18 protein-coding genes and 2 pseudogenes are annotated in these 17,380 nt (G+C 67.3%); 8 read left to right on the forward strand and 12 right to left on the reverse strand.

Features of this window, described 5'->3' with window-relative positions; translation table 11 throughout:
• Window positions 1–131 precede the first annotated feature (131 nt).
• The 6 genes from VGV58_RS26915 to VGV58_RS26940 all read right to left on the reverse strand — a co-directional run bounded on the left by VGV58_RS26915 (window position 132) and on the right by VGV58_RS26940 (window position 6,303).
• Window positions 132–881: a proteasome-type protease gene (locus VGV58_RS26915; protein ID WP_326877137.1), complete on the reverse strand. Its 750-nt coding sequence runs from the start codon at window positions 879–881 to the stop codon at window positions 132–134.
• 79 nt (window positions 882–960) lie between these two features.
• Complete coding sequence (locus VGV58_RS26920) at window positions 961–1,788, reverse strand: transglutaminase family protein (protein ID WP_326877138.1); 828 nt, start codon at window positions 1,786–1,788, stop codon at window positions 961–963.
• A gap of 38 nt (window positions 1,789–1,826) precedes the next feature.
• The gene (locus tag VGV58_RS26925; protein WP_326877139.1) at window positions 1,827–2,768 is read right to left on the reverse strand and encodes an alpha-E domain-containing protein; all 942 of its coding nucleotides are present in this window, start codon (window positions 2,766–2,768) and stop codon (window positions 1,827–1,829) included.
• A 52-nt stretch (window positions 2,769–2,820) separates the two neighbouring features.
• On the reverse strand, window positions 2,821–4,236 hold the full coding sequence (locus VGV58_RS26930; RefSeq protein ID WP_326877140.1) for a circularly permuted type 2 ATP-grasp protein: 1,416 nt from the start codon (window positions 4,234–4,236) through the stop codon (window positions 2,821–2,823).
• Between the two features lie 238 nt (window positions 4,237–4,474).
• Window positions 4,475–5,443: a tripartite tricarboxylate transporter substrate binding protein gene (locus tag VGV58_RS26935; protein ID WP_326877141.1), complete on the reverse strand. Its 969-nt coding sequence runs from the start codon at window positions 5,441–5,443 to the stop codon at window positions 4,475–4,477.
• On the reverse strand, window positions 5,440–6,303 hold the full coding sequence (locus tag VGV58_RS26940) for a PhzF family phenazine biosynthesis protein (RefSeq protein ID WP_326877142.1): 864 nt from the start codon (window positions 6,301–6,303) through the stop codon (window positions 5,440–5,442). Before VGV58_RS26940 ends, VGV58_RS26935 begins: the two co-directional genes overlap by 4 nt.
• A gap of 123 nt (window positions 6,304–6,426) precedes the next feature.
• Between VGV58_RS26940 and VGV58_RS26945 the strand changes: the two genes are divergently transcribed.
• The gene (locus tag VGV58_RS26945; RefSeq protein ID WP_326877143.1) at window positions 6,427–7,290 is read left to right on the forward strand and encodes an AraC family transcriptional regulator; all 864 of its coding nucleotides are present in this window, start codon (window positions 6,427–6,429) and stop codon (window positions 7,288–7,290) included.
• Here the strand turns inward: VGV58_RS26945 and VGV58_RS26950 are convergent.
• Window positions 7,268–7,567: pseudogene (locus VGV58_RS26950) on the reverse strand (JAB domain-containing protein); the annotation flags it as partial. The gene VGV58_RS26945 and the pseudogene VGV58_RS26950 sit on opposite strands and share 23 nt — an antisense overlap.
• Window positions 7,568–7,725: 158 nt before the next feature.
• Between VGV58_RS26950 and VGV58_RS26955 the strand changes: the two are divergent.
• Window positions 7,726–7,920, forward strand: a pseudogene (locus tag VGV58_RS26955) (site-specific integrase); the annotation flags it as partial.
• A gap of 72 nt (window positions 7,921–7,992) precedes the next feature.
• Here the strand turns inward: VGV58_RS26955 and map are convergent.
• Window positions 7,993–8,817, reverse strand: coding sequence for a type I methionyl aminopeptidase (gene map / locus VGV58_RS26960; RefSeq protein WP_326877144.1), 825 nt, complete (start codon window positions 8,815–8,817; stop codon window positions 7,993–7,995).
• 104 nt (window positions 8,818–8,921) lie between these two features.
• Between map and VGV58_RS26965 the strand changes: the two genes are divergently transcribed.
• The 6 genes from VGV58_RS26965 to VGV58_RS26990 all read left to right on the forward strand — a co-directional run bounded on the left by VGV58_RS26965 (window position 8,922) and on the right by VGV58_RS26990 (window position 13,825).
• A complete protein-coding gene (locus tag VGV58_RS26965) occupies window positions 8,922–9,773 on the forward strand; it encodes an FkbM family methyltransferase (RefSeq protein WP_326877145.1) in 852 nt (283 codons plus the stop codon).
• Window positions 9,774–9,899: 126 nt separating this feature from the next.
• Window positions 9,900–10,664, forward strand: coding sequence for a competence/damage-inducible protein A (locus tag VGV58_RS26970; RefSeq protein WP_326877146.1), 765 nt, complete (start codon window positions 9,900–9,902; stop codon window positions 10,662–10,664).
• A 99-nt stretch (window positions 10,665–10,763) separates the two neighbouring features.
• The gene (gpt, locus tag VGV58_RS26975; RefSeq protein WP_326877147.1) at window positions 10,764–11,273 is read left to right on the forward strand and encodes a xanthine phosphoribosyltransferase; all 510 of its coding nucleotides are present in this window, start codon (window positions 10,764–10,766) and stop codon (window positions 11,271–11,273) included.
• A 4-nt stretch (window positions 11,274–11,277) separates the two neighbouring features.
• A complete protein-coding gene (locus tag VGV58_RS26980; RefSeq protein WP_326877148.1) occupies window positions 11,278–11,688 on the forward strand; it encodes a hypothetical protein in 411 nt (136 codons plus the stop codon).
• Between the two features lie 123 nt (window positions 11,689–11,811).
• A complete protein-coding gene (locus VGV58_RS26985) occupies window positions 11,812–13,137 on the forward strand; it encodes a Ppx/GppA phosphatase family protein (RefSeq protein WP_414644131.1) in 1,326 nt (441 codons plus the stop codon).
• Complete coding sequence (locus tag VGV58_RS26990; protein WP_326877149.1) at window positions 13,130–13,825, forward strand: RlmE family RNA methyltransferase; 696 nt, start codon at window positions 13,130–13,132, stop codon at window positions 13,823–13,825. The genes VGV58_RS26985 and VGV58_RS26990 overlap by 8 nt, the downstream gene beginning before the upstream one ends.
• Before the next feature lie 34 nt (window positions 13,826–13,859).
• On the opposite strand, the gene VGV58_RS26995 is transcribed toward VGV58_RS26990, so the two are convergent.
• From VGV58_RS26995 to VGV58_RS27010, 4 genes are all read right to left on the reverse strand, one after another.
• Complete coding sequence (locus tag VGV58_RS26995; RefSeq protein ID WP_326877150.1) at window positions 13,860–14,147, reverse strand: GlsB/YeaQ/YmgE family stress response membrane protein; 288 nt, start codon at window positions 14,145–14,147, stop codon at window positions 13,860–13,862.
• A gap of 90 nt (window positions 14,148–14,237) precedes the next feature.
• Complete coding sequence (locus VGV58_RS27000; RefSeq protein ID WP_326877151.1) at window positions 14,238–15,659, reverse strand: DHA2 family efflux MFS transporter permease subunit; 1,422 nt, start codon at window positions 15,657–15,659, stop codon at window positions 14,238–14,240.
• Between the two features lie 30 nt (window positions 15,660–15,689).
• Window positions 15,690–15,902 (reverse strand): tautomerase family protein, encoded by a 213-nt coding sequence (locus VGV58_RS27005; protein WP_326877152.1) that lies wholly within the window; start codon window positions 15,900–15,902, stop codon window positions 15,690–15,692.
• Window positions 15,903–16,824: 922 nt separating this feature from the next.
• On the reverse strand, window positions 16,825–17,380 hold a 556-nt coding region (locus tag VGV58_RS27010; protein WP_326877153.1), incomplete at its 5' end, for an alpha/beta hydrolase.

A 17,380-nucleotide genomic window follows, 5' to 3' on the forward strand; every position in this document is an offset into this window, starting at 1 on the left:
TCGGCAAGACCCAGACCTGTAGCGGCACGCTGACAGCGGACCTTGGCAGGGGAATCTTGCCATCCGGTTTCCACAATCGTGGTGAAGTCGGCGGAGCTACCGATTTTCCGGTCGAAATCGCTGCGGCGGCGCTATTCGCCGGTCGGCTCGTAGGGCGGACGCGGGATCGCCATATGGGCGGCGCGCAGAGCCGCGGACCAGCGTTCGCGCAGATCATGGAAATAGGGCTCGCCGGCCTCGATGCGGCGGTTGAGCTCGGGCGCTGCGGCGTCGCGCCGGAGCACGATGATATCGATCGGCAGGCCGACCCCGAGATTGGAGCGCATGGTCGAATCCATCGAGATCAGCCCGACCTTGAGCGCGTCGTAAAGGTGCGACTTGAAGGTGACGGCGCGATCGAGGATAGGCTTGCCGTATTTGTGCTCGCCGATCTGCAGGAAGGGCGCGTCCATGCCGCATTCGATGAAGTTGCCGGCCGAATAGACCATGAAGAGCCGCATCGGCTGGCCGACGATCTGGCCGCCGAACAGCAGCGACATGTCGTATTTGAGACCGGCTTCGCGCAGCGCCTCGCCATCTGTCTCGCGCACGATGCGCACGGCGCGGCCGACGAGCTGCGCGGCGCGGAACATCGAGGGCGCGTTCTGCAGCGTCTCGACCTCGCCCGTCTCCGGATTGGGAATGCCTTCATGAAGCAGGCTGATGACCGACTGGGTGACGGACAGGTTGCCGGCGGTGGCGAGCGCCATCGTCCGCTCGCCCGGCCAGGAGAAGACGTGCAGCTTGCGGAAGGTCGAGATGTCGTCGAGCCCGGCATTGGTGCGGGTATCGGCGATCATCACGAGTCCGTCCTGGACGAGGATGCCGGCGCAATAGGTCACGATCGATCTCCAGGGCACGCCGGAAGGGCGCGCGTGGCTGGTATCAGGCGCTCATGACGGCGGCAACGCAGGAAGGCGGTTACTGTCCCTGGAAGCGGGGCTTGGCCGCCTGGGCGCTGACCTCGACCAGGAGGCTCTCGCCCTGGCCTCCGGTACGGGCGCCGCGAACCGGGGCCGCGTCGGCGAAATCGAGCCCGGCGGCGACGCGCACATGGGTGTCGATCGGGCAGAGCCCGTTGGCGGCGTCGAAGCCGATCCAGCCATAGTCCGGCAGCCAGGCCTCGGCCCAGGCATGGGCGCCATTGGCGTGGGGCAGGGTGTCCGAAGCGGCGACATAGCCGGAGACATAGCGTGCCGGCGCGCCGAGCAGGCGGGCGCAGGCCATGAAGACATGGGCGACGTCCTGCGGGATGCCTTCGCCGGCTTTCACGCAGGCTGCGGCGCCGATGCCGAGATGGTCGGCCGTCGGGATGCAGCGAATCTCGGCGTTGATCGTCTCCATGAGAGTGTGCAGCTTGGTGAGGTCGCTGCCGCCGCGGCCGGCGACGGTGCCGGCGAGCGCCCGCACCGCCTCGCTGCCTTGCGTCAGGAGGGTGTCGCGCATGAACACGTCCGGCGGCACCTTCTCGATCGCGCCGCGGACCGCGCCGGCGAGATCGACGGTCTCGACCAGGCCGTTGATCTCGATGGTGTAGCCTTCGATCGGCCCCTCGGCCGAGAAGTCGTGGGTGATGTTGCCAAACGGATCCTGTCCGGCATGCAGGCGCCCGTCGATATCGGGGGCGATCCGCCAGGAGACGACGTGCAGGCCCTCATGGTCGCGCGGCGTCAGCCGCAACACCTGCCGGAGCTGGCGCACCGGCTCGGCGTAGGAATACGCGATGCTGTGGGAGATCCGGATCCGCATAAGGCGAGAATTCCAAATTCGGGAGCGGAAGGGCGTCCTTACTGGAGGTACTGCTCGACGATCACGTTTCCGAGGCGGTTGTTCTCGGAAATGAAGTCTTCGATGAACTCGTGCAGCCCGCGCTGGAGCACCTGCTCGATCGGTGTGTTGTCGAAATTGGTCAGCGTCTTGCGGGCCTGGCGCTGGGCCGGGCCATGCCGGTTATAAGCATCGCCGATCTGGTCGAGGAAGCGCGAGATGTTCTCGTAGCAGCTCGCCAGCGAGCGCGGCATGCGCTTGTTGAGGATCAGAAGGTCGGCGATCAGCACCGGCTTCACAGCCTGGCGGTAGACCCAGTGATAGGCCGTCAGTGCCGAGACCTCGCGCAGCATCGTCGTCCATTGGAAGTAGTCGAGCGAACCGCCGGGCTGCTCGGTCTCGGGCAGCAGCACATGGTATTTCACGTCGAGGATGCGCGCGGTGTTGTCGGCCCGTTCGACATTCACGCCGAGCCGGGAGAACCAGTAGCCGTCGTCGCGCAGCATGGTCCGGTAGGCCGAGCCGTCGAAGGCGAGCGAGACGTTCTTCACCCAGTCGAGGAAGCGGGCGAACTCCTCGCGGTCCATGCGCTTGCGCTCGAAGCGCTGCAATTCGAGCCAGGCGCCGTTGAGCGCGTCCCACATCTCCGAGGTCAGGGCGGTGCGCACCGCGCGGGCATTGGAACGGGCCAGTGCCAGGCAATTGCGGATCGAGGCCGGGTTGTCCGGGTTGAAGCTGAGGAAGTCGCAGACATTGCGCTCGTTCGCCTCGCCATAGGCCTTGGCGAAGGTGTCCTCGCAGCCGGCGGTGGCGACCGCGCTTTGCCATTCGGTGCCGGCGCCGCCATAGGCGGAGGGCAGGTTGGTCAGGCGGGTGGTGGCGTCGAGAATGCGGGCGAGATACTCGGCCCGCTCAACATAGCGCGAGACCCAGTAGAGACTGTCGGCGGTACGGGAAAGCATGCTCAGGTCCGGGCTTCCGGGGTGAAGCGAACTACGGTGAAAGCAGGTTTCGTCATGCGTCGAGCACCCAGGTGTCCTTGGTGCCGCCGCCCTGGCTGGAATTGACCACGAGTGAGCCCTCCTTGAGCGCGACGCGCGTCAGGCCGCCCGGGACGCAGGAGATGCCGTTGGCGCCGGAGAGGACATAGGGACGCAGGTCGACATGGCGCGGCGCCACGCCCGAGGCGACGAAGGTCGGGCAGGTCGAGAGCGCCAGCGTCGGCTGGGCGATGAAGCCCTCGGGCTGGTCCTTCAGCTTCTGGCGGAAGGTCTCGAGCTGCGCCTTGCTGGCATGTGGGCCGACCAGCATGCCGTAGCCGCCGGAGCCGTTGACCTCCTTGACGACGAGCTTCTCGAGATTGTCGAGCACATAGGCATTGGCCTCGGGCTCGCGGCAGCGATAGGTCGGCACGTTCTTCAGGATCGGCTCCTCGCCGGTGAAGAACTTCACGATCTCCGGCATGTAGCTGTAGACCGCCTTGTCGTCGGCGACGCCGGTGCCGACCGCATTGGCGAGCGTGACGTTGCCGGCCTTGTAGGCGCCGATGATGCCGGGCACGCCGAGCACCGAGTCGCTGCGGAAAACCAGCGGGTCGATGAAGTCGTCGTCGATGCGCCGGTAGATCACGTCGACGCGCTTGGGACCCTGCGTCGTGCGCATGTAGACGATGTCGTCCTTGACCAGCAGGTCCGAGCCCTCGACCAGTTCGACGCCGAGCTTGTCGGCCAGGAAGGAGTGCTCGTAGAAGGCCGAATTGTACTGGCCGGGGGTCAAGAGGCAGATCGTCGGATCGGAGGAGGCCGAGCGCGGGGCGACCGAACGCAGGGTCGCGAGCAACTGGTCGGGATAATTGTCGACCGGCGCGACGCGATGGGTCGCGAACAGCTCCGGGAAGAGCCGCAGCATCACCTCGCGGTTCTCCATCATGTAGGAGACGCCAGACGGCGTGCGGGCGTTGTCTTCGAGCACGTAGAAGGTGTCGGCGTCGACGCGGACGATGTCGATGCCGGCGATGTGGCAGTAGATGCCGTGCGGCACCTGGAAATCGACCATCTGCAGCTGGTAGCAGGCGTTGCGATAGACCAGTTCCGGCGGGATGATGCCGGCCTTCAGGCACTCCTTCTTCCCGTAGACGTCGGCCAGGAACATGTTGAGCGCGGTGACGCGCTGGCGCAGGCCCTTCTCGAGCTTGGTCCATTCCGGCTTGGTCAGCACGCGCGGGATGATGTCGAAGGGGATCAGGCGCTCGGTCGATTCCTCGTCGCCATATACGGCAAAGGTGATGCCGATCCGGCGGAAGAACAGCTCGGCCTGCGAGCGGCGCAGCGCCAGCATCTCGGGCGGCGCCTCCTTCAACCAGCGATCCAGTTCACCATAGGCGGCCCGCAGACCACCTTCTCCCCCGGTCATCTCGTCGAATGCGACCATGCAGCCGTCTTCCCCTGTTTGGGGTAGCCTATGCGCATTCGCTCCAGTTGGGGAAGAGGTCTGTTGCCGACGCCTTGAGAGGTGTGTGCCGCTTTCTTGGGCAGGGCGACTCGCGGCCGTGGAGGCCAGAGCGCCGACGGTCGCGGTGACAGCATGGCGGCCTGTCCGAGGCGGGTCGTTTGCCTATGGCTTGCTCGCCGCGATCGACATGACGGGGCAATGTGTATCCGCCGTCGGCTTAGTTCGGCGCGATCCCGGCGCTGCGCAGGAGCGGCTGCCATTTCGCCATCTCGGCAGCGACGAAGGCATCCGTCGCTTCAGGGGTCGAGTTCCGTGCGACTGCGATGCCGAGTTCCTCGAAGCGTCGGATGAGGGCCGGATCGGCCAGAGCTTCGTTTGCGATCCTGTTCATCGCGGCGATAATCTCGGGCGCGGTTCCGGTGGGCGCGAGGATCGCGTTCCAGGTGTAAGCCTCGTAGCCCGGCAGGGTCTCGGCCACGGTCGGCAGGTCAGGCAAGGCGGGGAGCCGCTCTTTCGTGGTCACGGCGAGCGCGCGCAGGGAGCCGCTCCTGACCTGCGTGAGCGCGGTCGCGGCGCTGTCGATCACGAGGTCGAGCTGGCCGCCGATCAGGTCGGTGACGGCCGGTCCGGCGCCGCGATAGGGGACATGAACCAAGTTGATCTTCGCCAGCTTGGCGAGCAATTCGGCGGCGAGGTGCTGGGCCGAGCCGATGCCGGCTGAACCATAGGTCAGGCCTGCCGGCTTGGCCCGTGCCGCCGCCAGCAGATCGGTCAGCGAGTTGCCCGGGAAGTCCTTCCTGGCCAGTACGATCTGCGGGACGGTTCCCATCAGGGCCACGCCACGGAAGTCCTTGACCGGATCGAAGGTCAGATTGGCGTAGAGGACCGTGTTCACGGCATGCGCGACGGTTGCGATCAGGAAGGTGTGGCCATCCTTCGTCGCCGCGGCTCTGCTGGTGCCGACGACGGTGCCCGCGCCGGTGATGTTCTCGACGACGACCTGTTGAGGTAGGCGCTGCGACAAGGTCTCGGCGAGGATACGGGCTGCGACATCGGTCGGGCCACCGGCGGCATAGGGTACGATGAAGCGGATCGGCCTTGCGGGCCAGGGCGCGGCAGCCTGCTGGGCGAAGCTCTTTCCGATGGCGAGGGCGGCAAGGCCAGCCAGGAACAGGCGGCGGTTCATAGCGGCGTCTCCTCGATGAGTTCGGCCCGGCCGGAGAGCCAGCACCGCTCGTCTTCGCGCTCGACTGTGATCTGCGACGGCCGTCCCATGGCTTCGCCTTGCCGGATGACGATGCGGGACTTGGAGGTCAGGTCGAGGTCCCAGGCCGCCCAGGCGAGCGCTGCTGCGGCGATGCCGGTCGCGGCATCCTCAGGGTAGCCGGAGGAGCGCGGGAATTGCCGCGCCGAGAACACGCCCGCATCCGGATCGATCGGGGCGAATGGGTAAAGCCCGGTCGAGCCGATCGCATCGCACAGCGCTTCGATCCGCGCGAAGTCAGGCTGAAGGCCGTTGAGCACATCGATAGAGCGTAGCGGCACGAGTGTCTTGACGCGGCTGGTCGCGGCGTTGAGCAGCGGGAGGTCCAGCAGGTCGGACGGTCTGATGCCGAGCACGCCAAGCACGGCGGCAGGATCGTCGATGCCGGTGGAGCGCCCTCTGGGCTGGCTCACGCTCGCATGCCCGCCACTGACGCGGGCATGAACCCGTCCCGACAGCGTCGAGATCGAGACCGTGGACTTCGGCAGTGCACCGAGATGGTCGAGCAGCCAGACCGCGCCGAGCGTGGCATGGCCGCACATCTCCATTTCGTGGTTCGGCACGAAGAAGCGGAATTGGTAGTCGCAGCTATCGCGTCCGGGCAGGACGAAGGCGCTCTCATGGCCATGCCGAGCCGCGACCTGGCGCATCGCCTCACCATCGAGCAGCCTTGCGTCGACGACGATGGGCGCCGGGTTGCCGCCACCGGGGCCGCTGCCGAACACGTTGACCGTGAAGACCTGTTCGGCGAGGCGCCGGGTGGAGCTGTGCTGAGATGTCATGACCGGAGCCTGCCGGTCGGGGCGAAATCCTGCGCGACCCGGCGGGCCATATGATGCGACCCAGCGGGCCAGAGGGCTCAACGGGCCCACTACGTGTCGCGGAGTGTGCTAAGCTGGCGCCGCATGCTTCGATCCTTCGAGCACATCCGGGACTCAGTACCGCCGCCGCGTCTTCTCGATGCGAGCGAGCAGCGTGCCGTCGTGACCGGCGGCGGCCCGCATTACCGGACGCAGTGGCACTGGCACGACTGCGCGATGATCCTGGTGCCCGCCCGCGGGACGATCGCTTTCAGGGACGAGACGCGTCGGTCGGTGGCTTGGCTCAGCGAGGACCGGTTTGTCGTCGTGCCGAAAATGCAGGCACACGAGTCGCAGGCGCTGCGCCAGTCGAGCAATCATGTGGCGCTCTATCTGACCGAAGCGGCGCTCGCCCAGTTTGCGCCGTCGCGTCCGCTCGAGCGGTTGGTCAAGCAGCCATCGCTGTTCGCCGCGACGCCGTTGATGCGGACGCTTCTGCGCCTGTGCTGCAGCGACGATGCCGGCGCCGCTCCCAAGGCTGCGCAGGACCATCTGGCGGCCGCCCTGATCATCGCGACCATGGCTCGCATCGAGCAGGGTGAAGCGCTCTCCGGCGCGAGCCGCGACGACCATGGCAGCGCGCTCGTCGCCGAGATCAGCGCGTTCATCGCCGAGCGACTGGACGAGGACGTGCCGCTCGACGAATTGGCCGATGCGTTCGGCCTGTCGCGGCGGCAGGCGACGCGGCTGTTCCGGCAGTTCACCGGCATGTCGATCGGCGACTATCGCAACGGGCAGCGCATCGAGACCGCCCGCCGCCTGCTGGCCGACACGACTCTTCCGATCGGCGAGATCGCCTGGCGCACCGGTTTCGACTCGGGCTCGGCCCTGGCGCGGGCGATGCGTCGGACCTTGGGCGAGGCGCCGGGCGCGCTTCGAGCCGGGCTCAGATCAGCCCCAGCCCCTTGAAGCTGGCATGGCCGTCGCGGCCGACGATGATGTGGTCGTGGATGGCGATGCCCAGCGGCTTCGCGATATCGACCAGTTCGCGGGTCATGCGCATGTCGGCGCCGGACGGGGTGGGGTCGCCGGAGGGGTGATTATGGACCAAAATCAAGGCGGTCGCGGATAGTTCCAGCGCCCGGCGCATCACCTCGCGCGGATAGACCGGGGTGTGGTCGACCGTGCCGGTCTGCTGCACCTCGTCGGCGATCAGCGCGTTCTTCTTGTCGAGGAAAAGGATGCGTTATCTGGACAGTCTGTCACCAACCGTCGCGTTAACCAATCCTGCTGCAAGGTCCCCTCCACGCTTCACCCTCCAACCGCAAGAGACCCGATCCAACAATGATATACGTCGCGTTTGGGGATCGGATCGGCCAACTTCACAGGCGCATCCCGATGATCATGTGTGGCGAGAGGGAGTATGATCCGCACGTAAATCGCTTCCTTCGAGAGCTGCCCTCAAACGGCGTGCGCTCTCCACATAGTGTCAGGGGATACGCTTACGACATTTGTCTCTGGGCGCGGTTCCTTCAGGACGGCTACGGATCACACGTCTGGAAAGCGCAGTATGCACATCTTAAGGCTTTCCACCTCGAGCGCCGAGATGGTGCGGCGGGGCCTCGTCCGGGGCGGCGGCAATCAGGGGTGACTTGCCGCTGCCGCCGTTCTTCATGGGCGCGGCGCGAGCGGGTTGTCGAGGCCGGCGGGCGAGAGCGTGAAGATCTCGCAGCCGGTGTCGGTCACGCCGACGGTGTGCTCGAACTGGGCCGAGAGCGAACGGTCTCGCGTCACCGCCGTCCAGCCGTCGGAGAGCACCTTCACGCTCGCCTTGCCGAGATTGATCATCGGCTCGATGGTGAAGAGCATGCCGGGCTTGAGCTCGACGCCTTCGCCGGGGCTGCCATAGTGCAGGATGTTCGGCGCGTCGTGGAAGACCTGGCCGAGCCCGTGGCCGCAGAAATCGCGCACCACCGAGCAGCGCTCGCCCTCGGCATAGCGCTGGATGGCGAAGCCGATATCGCCGGTGGTTGCGCCGGGCCGCGTCGCGCGGATGCCGCGCAGCAGGCTCTCATAGGTGATCTCGATCAGCCGCTCAGCCTTGCGCGGGATCTCGCCGACCGCGAACATCCGGCTGGAATCGCCATGCCAGCCATCGACGATCAGCGTGTAGTCGATGTTGACGACGTCGCCCTCGCGCATCGGCTTGTCGTCGGGGATGCCGTGACAGACGACATGGTTGATCGAGGTGCAGATCGACTTGGTGTAGCCGCGATAGAACAAGGTCGCCGGATAGGCTGAGTTGTCCATGGCGAACTGGAAGGCGAGATCGTCGAGGCGCTGCGTGGTGACGCCCGGCTTGACCTCGCCGGCGAGCATATCGAGGCCGCGCGCGGTCAACTGCCCGGCCTTGCGCATCGCCGCGAAGGCTTCGGGTCCATGCAGCTTGATGGCGGGATCGCGCCGCCCGCGTGAGATCGATTCGTTCAAGGTCATTCCGGAAGGCCGCTCCTCGCCTCCTTATCTATTGGGTTTGACGGGGTGCGCAAGGCGGATGCGCAGGGCTGGCGCGGCCCGCGCTTGGGGTGTACAGCGCGCCGATGGCACTCAATGAGATCAGATCGGTCGAGGACCAGCCTTTCGGCACCTTCGCGCCGCAGGGGCTCATCGCCCGCATCATCGGCTGGACGCGCTGCGCCTCCGGCTCCTTCCTCGGCCGCAAGCTCGCCTTCGCGCTGCGCCGCTTCGGGCTCAACCGGCTCAAGGGCCAGCCCGTCGACATCGAGGCTCTCGGTGCGCAGATGCGGCTCTATCCCGAGGGCAATGTCTGCGAGAAGCGGGTGCTGTTCACGCCGCAATATTTCGATGCCAAGGAACGCGAGCTCCTGGCCTCGCGCATCCGCGACGGCTTCAGCTTCATCGATGTCGGCGCCAATATCGGCGCCTATTCCCTGTTCGTTGCGGCGCGGGCAGGGCGGGGCGCGCGCATCCTCGCGGTCGAGCCGCAGCCCGATATCTTCGCGCGGCTGACCTACAACATCGCCCAGAACCCGTTCGGCACGGTCAAGGCGGTCGCCTGCGCGCTCGCCGACAAGCCGGGCGAGCTGACGCTTTTCCTCGACCCCGCCAACAAGGGCGAATCGAGCGTGCGCATCCTGCGTTCCAGCAATGCGAACTCGGTCCGCGTGCCGGCGACGACCCTGCTCGCTCTGGTGCAGAGTGAGGGTTATGAGCGGATCGACGCGATCAAGCTCGATGTCGAGGGCGCCGAGGACCTGATCCTCGAACCCTTCCTGCGCGATGCGCCCGAGGCACTCTGGCCCGGCTTCGTCATCGTCGAGGATTCGCGCGGCCGCTGGCAGGCCGACCTGCCGGCCCTGCTGGAGAGCAAGGGTTACAAGCTCATCGCCCAGACCCGGCTCAACCTGGTCTACGAGCGCACGACCTCGTGACCCGCTGCGCCGCGCGCGCATAGCCGCCCCGACTGGCGTGACGCTTGAGCAGTTGCGCGCAAGCGGCTTAGCTCGCTGGCGTATCGGGGCACGCATGCGGCGAAATCGAACAGCAGGAACAAGCCCATGACGGCAGCGCCATCGCCCGCCTTCCAACCCGTGGTCACCGCCGCGATCCTGGTGATCGGCGATGAGATTCTGTCGGGGCGGACCAAGGACAAGAACATCGGCTATATCGCCGAGTACCTGACCAATATCGGCATCGAGCTGCGCGAGGTGCGGGTCGTGCCCGACCTGACCGACGAGATCGTCTCGGCGCTGAACGCGCTGCGCTCACGCTACACCTATGTCTTCACGACCGGCGGCATCGGCCCGACCCATGACGACATCACGGCGGATGCGGTCGCCGCCGCCTTCGGCGTGCCGATCGACTACGACCAGCGCGCGATCGACATGCTGCTGGAGCGCTTCCCCAAGGACCAACTCAACGAGGCCAGGATGCGGATGACGCGCATTCCGGCGGGCGCCGACCTGATCGCCAATTCGGTGTCGAAGGCGCCGGGATTCAAGATCGGCAACGTTCATGTCATGGCCGGCGTGCCGGCGATCATGCAGGCCATGCTCGACGTCGTCGGGCCGACGCTGAAGACCGGAGCCAAGATCCTGTCGGAGACGGTGCAGGCGGGTCTGCGCGAAGGCGATATCGGCACGCCGCTCGGCGAGATCGCCAAGGCGCATCCCGACTGCTCGATTGGCTCCTACCCGTTCTGGTCCGAGACCGGGCCGGACACCAACATCGTCATCCGCTCGCGCGATCCTGAAAAGCTGGCGCTGGCGACGGCGGCCGTGAAGGCGATGGTCGAGGCGGAGCGGGCGAAGCTCGCCCGCTGAACTATCCCCGCCGGGGATTGTGTCGCCAAGGCTCTTGCCAGCGCCGGCTGGATGCGCTTTGCGGAAAGGCTCTTCCTTAAGCCTGCCGCAGGACCCGCCATGGCCGACGCTTCCGCCAACAAGGCCTTCCCCGTTTCCTGGGACCAGTTCCACCGCGATGCCCGGGCTCTCGCCTGGCGCCTTGCCGATGCCGGCCCGTTCGAGGCGATGGTCTGCATCACCCGCGGCGGACTGGTGCCGGCGGCGATCATCTGTCGCGAGCTCGGCCTGCGCATGATCGAAACGGTCTGCGTCGCGAGCTATCACGACTACAAGAACCAGTCCGAGCTCAAGGTGATGAAGGAGATCGCCCCCTCGATCCGCGCCATCGGCGACGGCAAGGGCAAGGGCGTTCTCGTCGTCGATGACCTGACCGATACCGGAAAGACCGCCCGCGTCGTGCGCGAGATGCTGCCCAACGCCCATTTCGCCACGGTCTACGCCAAGCCGGCCGGTGTGCCGGTGGTCGACACCTTCGTCACCGAGGTCAGCCAGGACACCTGGATCTATTTTCCCTGGGACATGGGCTATTCCTTCCAGCCGCCCATCGCCCAGGGCGCCGGGGGATAGCGCGATGGCCGAGAACGAACCGCCCGACGAAGGCGACGACGAGGCCGAGCGCCTCTATCGGGAGGACGAGGCGGCGCTGTTCGACGCGCTCGACCGCGTCATGGACGAACGTGGGTTGAGCGAGCACGACCTCGTGCCGATGCTTATCGCCGTAGCCTACCACTACCGCTCGGTCGCCTATGTGGCGGACACCGCCAAGCCGTCCGAGACCGGGCTCAGGATGGACCTCGACCGGATGAAGAAGCTGGTCGACGAGATGCATCGCGGCTACCGCAAGAGTGCGGCGCAAGTGATCGCCGAGATCACCGAGGCGCTCGACGCGCCTGAGGCGCTCGACGCGCCTGAGGCGCCCGAGGTGGTGAAGCCGACCGCTGTACTTTCGGGCGGATCGCTGCGCTCCGACCGGGACGATTGATCGGAATTCGCAACCTGCTTGTCACCGGGCGCCCTGCTGCTAGAGTAGCCGGCGAAACTGAACCAGGATGAGCCGCAGCGCCGCCGCATCATGTCGGCCGGCCGCGTGGCGAGGACGTGGACATTGACGGCGCCGGTTGAGAATCCGCATCTTGCGGGTTCGTCCGCGCCCATGGATCGGGATCCGGCGGAATCCGGGGCCGGCATGCCGGCTGCCGCGGATCGGCATCCCGACGGCAAGTCGCATCAGGGCGACGGGCGTGGAAAGTCGAAAAGGAAGCGGCGGAAGCGCCGGGGGCCGGTCTATGCGCCCGGCACGGGGCCGCGTGCGCCGGCACGGCCAGAGCCAGCGGTTCTCGTCGCGCCCGCACCGGAAGTGCCTATTCCGCCGCCGAAGCCTTCGGCGAACGGTGCTGCACGTCCTGCCGATTTCTACGGCGCGCTGGACCTCGGGACCAACAATTGCCGGCTGCTCGTGGCTGTGCCTCGCGACCACGGCTTCCGGGTCGTCGACGCCTTTTCGCGCATCGTCCGGCTGGGCGAGGGCATCGGCCAGACCGGACGGCTGGGCGAGGCGGCGATGGGGCGAGCCATCGAGGCGCTCAAGGTGTGCGGACAGAAGCTCGCCTATCGTGACGTCGGGCGGACGCGGATGATCGCGACCGAAGCGTGCCGGATCGCCGCCAACGGCAGCGATTTCGTCAGCCGCGTCCGCGACGAAACCGGGCTCGAACTGGAAATCGTGTCGCGGGAAACGGAGGCCCGGCTCGCCGTGGCCGGGTGCGCCTCGCTCGTCGACCCCAATGCCGGCGGCGTGATCCTCTTCGACATCGGTGGCGGTTCGTCGGAACTGGTCTGGCTCGATCTCGCGGGCGCGGCGGGCGATGGCCGGCGCCGCCGGATGTCGGACCGCATCCGCGAATGGGTCTCGCTTCCGGTGGGCGTTGTGAGCCTGAGCGAGCGGCACGGCGGCCGCGACGTGACCCCGGTCCAGTTCGAGGCGATGGTCGCCGAGGTGGCGGTGATGCTCGGTGCATTCCCCAATGTCGCGGTCCTCGACGCCGCCGTCGCGGCCGGCGAGGTCCACATGCTCGGGACCTCCGGCACCGTGACGACGCTTGCCGGCGTCCATCTCGACCTGCCGCGCTATGACCGCCGGGTCGTCGACGGCACCTGGCTGAGCGGCAACCAGGTGGCCGAACTGGTGACGCTGTTCATGGGCATGGACTACGAGGCGCGCTGCGCCAATCCCTGCATCGGGCGAGAGCGGGCCGACCTGGTGCTCGCCGGCTGCGCCATCCTCGAGGCGATCCGCCGCCGCTGGCCCTGCGACCGGCTGCGCGTGGCCGACCGGGGCCTGCGGGAAGGGGTGCTGGTCGAGTTGATGGCCGAGGACGGCGTGTGGCGGCCGCGCTCCGGGCGGCGGGCGGAGGATGCCCATCATGCCTAAGGATCGGCAGCCCGCCGGACGCAATCAGCTCAAGGTGCGGGTCAAGACAGCGAAGCGCCGGAAGGCGAGTTCCACGGCCTGGCTCGAGCGGCAGCTGAACGATCCCTATGTCGCGCGGGCGAAGGCCGAGGGTTACCGCGCCCGCTCCGCCTTCAAGCTGATCGAGATGGACGATCGCTACCATCTGCTCAAGCCGGGGGATCGCGTGGTGGATCTCGGTGCGGCGCCGGGCGGCTGGTCCGAGGTGGCGGCCGAACGGGTCCGCTCCACCGAGGCAGAGCCGCGGGTCGTGGCCCTCGATTACCTTGCTATTGAGCCGCTGCCGGGGGTGCTGGTTCTGCAGAAGGACTTCCTCGACGAGGACGCGCCGGACGCCATTCGGGCTGCGCTCGGTGGCCAGCCGGCCGATGTCGTCCTCTCCGACATGGCGGCGCCCACCACCGGACACCGCCAGACCGACCATATCCGCACCACGGCGCTCGGCGAGGTGGCGGCGGATTTCGCAGCGAGCGTGCTCCGGCCGGGAGGCCACTTCGTCGCCAAGGTGTTCCAGGGCGGGGCGGGGGCGGAACTCCTCAATGTCCTCAAGCGGGACTTCAGGAGCGTCCATCACGTCAAGCCGCCGGCAAGCCGGGCCGGCTCGGTCGAACTCTACCTCGTCGCCAAGGGATTCCGGGGCGGCGGCTAGCGGACCCCCACATTCGACGCCGCCCCGAATTGGCCTAGGCTCGTTTGAATATGCCGATGACCAGGAGCAGGATCACGGCGCCGATCACCGCCGCGATGATCGATGCGATCCAGCCCCCGCCCAGATTGACGCCGATCGCCGGCAGCAGGTAGCTCGCGATGATCGCGCCGATGATGCCGACGATGATGTTGCCGAGCAGGCCGAAGCCCACGCCCTCGACGATCAGCCCGGCGAGCCACCCTGCGATCGCGCCGATGATCAGCGCGATGATGAGGGTTACCAGCCAGCTCTGAGTGGATACGACGACGGCTTCCGTTTCCATGGTGCCACTCCCTTTGCCCTTCCCCGCGGACGATTCCCGCGGGGTGAGGGTACGCCACGCGGCGAAGTGTCACAATGTCGGGAGGAGTGCTCACCCCCGGTCGCGCATCACGGTGATCGGATCGGGGGATGGCGGGCGGTGGCCCGACAGCTCGCGTCCGGCGTCGCGGGCGAGCAGGGCGAAGGGGATGGCGGAGAGCATGGTGAGGCCGCCGACCACCAGGAAGGCCGGGACAAAGGAGGCGGCGCCGATCTCGCCGCCGCTGGCTCCGACGGTGAGTTCGAGGGCGATGGCGCCGACCGAGATGCCCACCGACAGCGAGAGCTGCTGCGTGACGCTCGCGAGCGTCGTCGCCCGGCTCATCCGGTCGTTGGGCACGTCGGCATAGGCGAGGGCGTTGACACTGGTGAACTGGAGCGAGCGGAAGAAGCCGCCGATGAGCAGGAGGCCGGTCATCGCCGCGACCGGCGTCGCCGGGGTGAACAGCGCCGGCAGCATGACGAAGGCGCCGGCGATCAGGGCGTTGACGATCAGCACCGAGCGAAAGCCGAAGCGCCTGAGGATCGGCGGCGCGGCGAACTTCATGGCGATGGCGCCGATCGCCGCGGCGAAGGTGATCATGCCCGACTGGAACGGCGTCATGCCGAAGCCGACCTGGAGGAGGAGGGGGAGGAGGAAGGGCGTCGCGCCGACGCCGATGCGGAAGAGGAGGGTGCCGAGCATGCTCGTCCCGACGGTAGGGATGCGGAGGAGCGCGAGGTCGACGATCGGGACCGCGACCCGCCGACTGTGGAAGACGTAGAGGGCGAGGAGGGCTGCGCCGGCAAGGAGCGCCGCGACCACGTAGGCGACGGGAAGGATGCCAAGGCCGAGCGAGGTCGAGCCGGTCATGAACAGGGCGAGGCCGAAGGCGGTCAGCGCGAAGCCGCGGCCGTCGAAGCGCGGCCGCTCCTCGCCGCGGATGTCGGGCAGGTAGAGGGTGGAGAGGACGAGGCCAAGGATGCCGACCGGGACGTTGATCCAGAAGATCCAGCGCCACTCGAAATAGGTGGTGACGAAACCGCCGACCGGCGGCCCGAGCACCGGGCCGAGAAGCGCCGGGACGGTGAGCCAGGCGAGGGAGCCGACCAGTTCGTGCTTGGGGACGCTGCGGAGGATCACGAGCCGCCCGACCGGCATCATCATGGAGCCGCCGATGCCCTGGACGACCCGGGCAGCGACGATCTCCGGAATTGAACTCGAGAGGCCGCAGGCGATCGAGCCGAGGGTGAAGACGAGGATGGCGAGGCGGAAGATGGTCCGCGCGCCGTAGCGGTCGGCGAGCCAGCCCGAGGCCGGGATGAAGACCGCCAGGGCGAGGAGGTAGGACGTCAGCGCGAGCTTCAGGTGGATCGGATTCGAGCCGAAATCCTGCGCAATCGCCGGCAGCGCCGTCGAGAGGACCGTCGAGTCGAGATTCTCCATGAACAGCGCGCAGGCGACGATCAGCGGCAGGAGGATGCGGTCTGGCATGATCGTCGCGAGCGCCGGGGCGGGATGCGACTACTTCCTTCGGGCGCGGCGGGTGGCGACGCTGTCGGGCCCGACGTAGAACTCCGCCGCCGCGATGCCTTCGAAGGCGACCCATACGTCGTCCTTGCCGACGCCCATCTCGGCGGAGATCGCCTCGGCGATGCGGTCCGCGATCCGAGACTGCTTGCCCGCGGGGTCGTCGGCGATGTTCTCCTTGACGTACTTGATGCTGACGAAGGGCATGGGTCGCTCCCTGGTGATGCTCTATGGTTTAGCGCTGCAGGCGCGTTGGTCGATAGCACAGGCGGGGCGAAAGTGACGCGCGCGAAACGGGCGCACGCATTCGTTCCCGCGCCGTGGGCGGCCGGGTGGCAGGTGGTCCGGGGCGGCGGGTTACGGCGCAAGCGCCTAACCACGGCCTACCCCTACGTTTAGCCCTTCGGGCACGAAGGGGATGGCGGGCGCCGTAACGACACCGCTCAAGTTACATTTTTCAGGCGCCGTCCCGGCACCCGCCGCAGCGTCTTTGCAACCTCGACCTCCGCGCTTCCGGTACGGGGAGCGGCCGGGGCACGGTGCACTTTGCCCGTACCCGTCCTCGCCACACCTTCCGGCTTTCGCCGCAAGCTGTGACGCCCCGCCCTTAAGCCATCCCGTGGCGACCCCCCGTAGTAGGGGTGGGCAGACCTGGTCGAGGCTCCCCGGGGCGTTCGGACCGTCGTCCTCTCCAGAGAATGCGGCCGGATCGGCACGCGCATCCCCCGCTGCTCCCTGATCGGGAACACGCCGCAGGCGCCGCATCCCGCCCCATCAACTGGCCGTCACCGGTAGACGCCCCTTCGTCGAGCGAGGATGGGCGCAGTCTACGGCAGGATTCGGCGACGGGGACGAACATCGAGATTCGGTTCGAAAATGCATGCCGGGAGGCGGGGAGATGCGTCGCCGGGACGGGGATAATTGCCTGGGTGAAGACGGAATTGTATCTCGCCTTGGGACGCCGATGAAAAACGGCAGAATACGCCTGAGCGCTGTTCCGCCGTACGTTTGCTCGCCGGACATGACAGGAGCGGGGGGTCGTCCTCGCGCTTGCGAGGCTCGACCCGAGTTCGGCCGGCTGCAGGCCCCGTACTCCTGCCCGCGTGGAATTCTGCGCGGTCCTGACAGCCTACGCGGCGTCGGCCATGGCGAGACGGCGGTCGAGATAGCCGGAGCAGACGCCGATCAGCTCGTCGACATTGTTCTCGAAGAAATGGTTGGCGCCGGTGATGATCTGCTGGTCGATCTTGATGCCGCGCTGGGTCTTGAGCTTGTCGACCAGCGTCTGCACATCCTTCTGCGGAACGACGCGATCGGCATCGCCATGCACGATCAGCCCCGAGGACGGGCAGGGGGCGAGGAAGGTGAAGTCGTGGAGGTTGGCCGGTGGCGCGATCGAGATGAAGCCCTCGATCTCGGGCCGGCGCATGAGGAGCTGCATGCCGATCCAGGCGCCGAAGGAGAAACCCGCCACCCAGCAGCTCTTGGCGTCGGCATGCATCGACTGCACCCAGTCGAGCGCGGCCGCGGCATCGGAGAGCTCGCCCGCGCCGTGATCGAAGGCGCCCTGGCTCCGACCGACGCCGCGGAAATTGAACCGCAACACCGCGAAGCCGCGCTTCGCGAACATGTAGAACAGCTGGTAGACGACCTGGTTGTTCATCGTCCCGCCGAATTGCGGGTGG

The organism is Allobosea sp., from assembly GCF_035944895.1.
In the GTDB taxonomy this organism is placed as follows: domain Bacteria; phylum Pseudomonadota; class Alphaproteobacteria; order Rhizobiales; family Beijerinckiaceae; genus Allobosea.

Coding starts and splice junctions, on each gene's coding strand:
- VGV58_RS26970 (WP_326877146.1), top strand. CDS start 9,900: ATGACGGCAGCGCCATCGCCCGCCTTCCAACCCGTGGTCACCGCCGCG.
- VGV58_RS26940 (WP_326877142.1), bottom strand. CDS start 6,303: ATGACATCTCAGCACAGCTCCACCCGGCGCCTCGCCGAACAGGTCTTC.
- VGV58_RS27000 (WP_326877151.1), bottom strand. CDS start 15,659: ATGCCAGACCGCATCCTCCTGCCGCTGATCGTCGCCTGCGCGCTGTTC.
- VGV58_RS26930 (WP_326877140.1), bottom strand. CDS start 4,236: ATGGTCGCATTCGACGAGATGACCGGGGGAGAAGGTGGTCTGCGGGCC.
- VGV58_RS27005 (WP_326877152.1), bottom strand. CDS start 15,902: ATGCCCTTCGTCAGCATCAAGTACGTCAAGGAGAACATCGCCGACGAC.
- map (WP_326877144.1), bottom strand. CDS start 8,817: ATGACCTTGAACGAATCGATCTCACGCGGGCGGCGCGATCCCGCCATC.
- VGV58_RS26995 (WP_326877150.1), bottom strand. CDS start 14,147: ATGGAAACGGAAGCCGTCGTCGTATCCACTCAGAGCTGGCTGGTAACC.
- VGV58_RS26925 (WP_326877139.1), bottom strand. CDS start 2,768: ATGCTTTCCCGTACCGCCGACAGTCTCTACTGGGTCTCGCGCTATGTT.
- VGV58_RS26945 (WP_326877143.1), top strand. CDS start 6,427: ATGCTTCGATCCTTCGAGCACATCCGGGACTCAGTACCGCCGCCGCGT.
- VGV58_RS26990 (WP_326877149.1), top strand. CDS start 13,130: ATGCCTAAGGATCGGCAGCCCGCCGGACGCAATCAGCTCAAGGTGCGG.
- VGV58_RS26980 (WP_326877148.1), top strand. CDS start 11,278: ATGGCCGAGAACGAACCGCCCGACGAAGGCGACGACGAGGCCGAGCGC.
- VGV58_RS26965 (WP_326877145.1), top strand. CDS start 8,922: ATGGCACTCAATGAGATCAGATCGGTCGAGGACCAGCCTTTCGGCACC.
- VGV58_RS26920 (WP_326877138.1), bottom strand. CDS start 1,788: ATGCGGATCCGGATCTCCCACAGCATCGCGTATTCCTACGCCGAGCCG.
- VGV58_RS26935 (WP_326877141.1), bottom strand. CDS start 5,443: ATGAACCGCCGCCTGTTCCTGGCTGGCCTTGCCGCCCTCGCCATCGGA.
- gpt (WP_326877147.1), top strand. CDS start 10,764: ATGGCCGACGCTTCCGCCAACAAGGCCTTCCCCGTTTCCTGGGACCAG.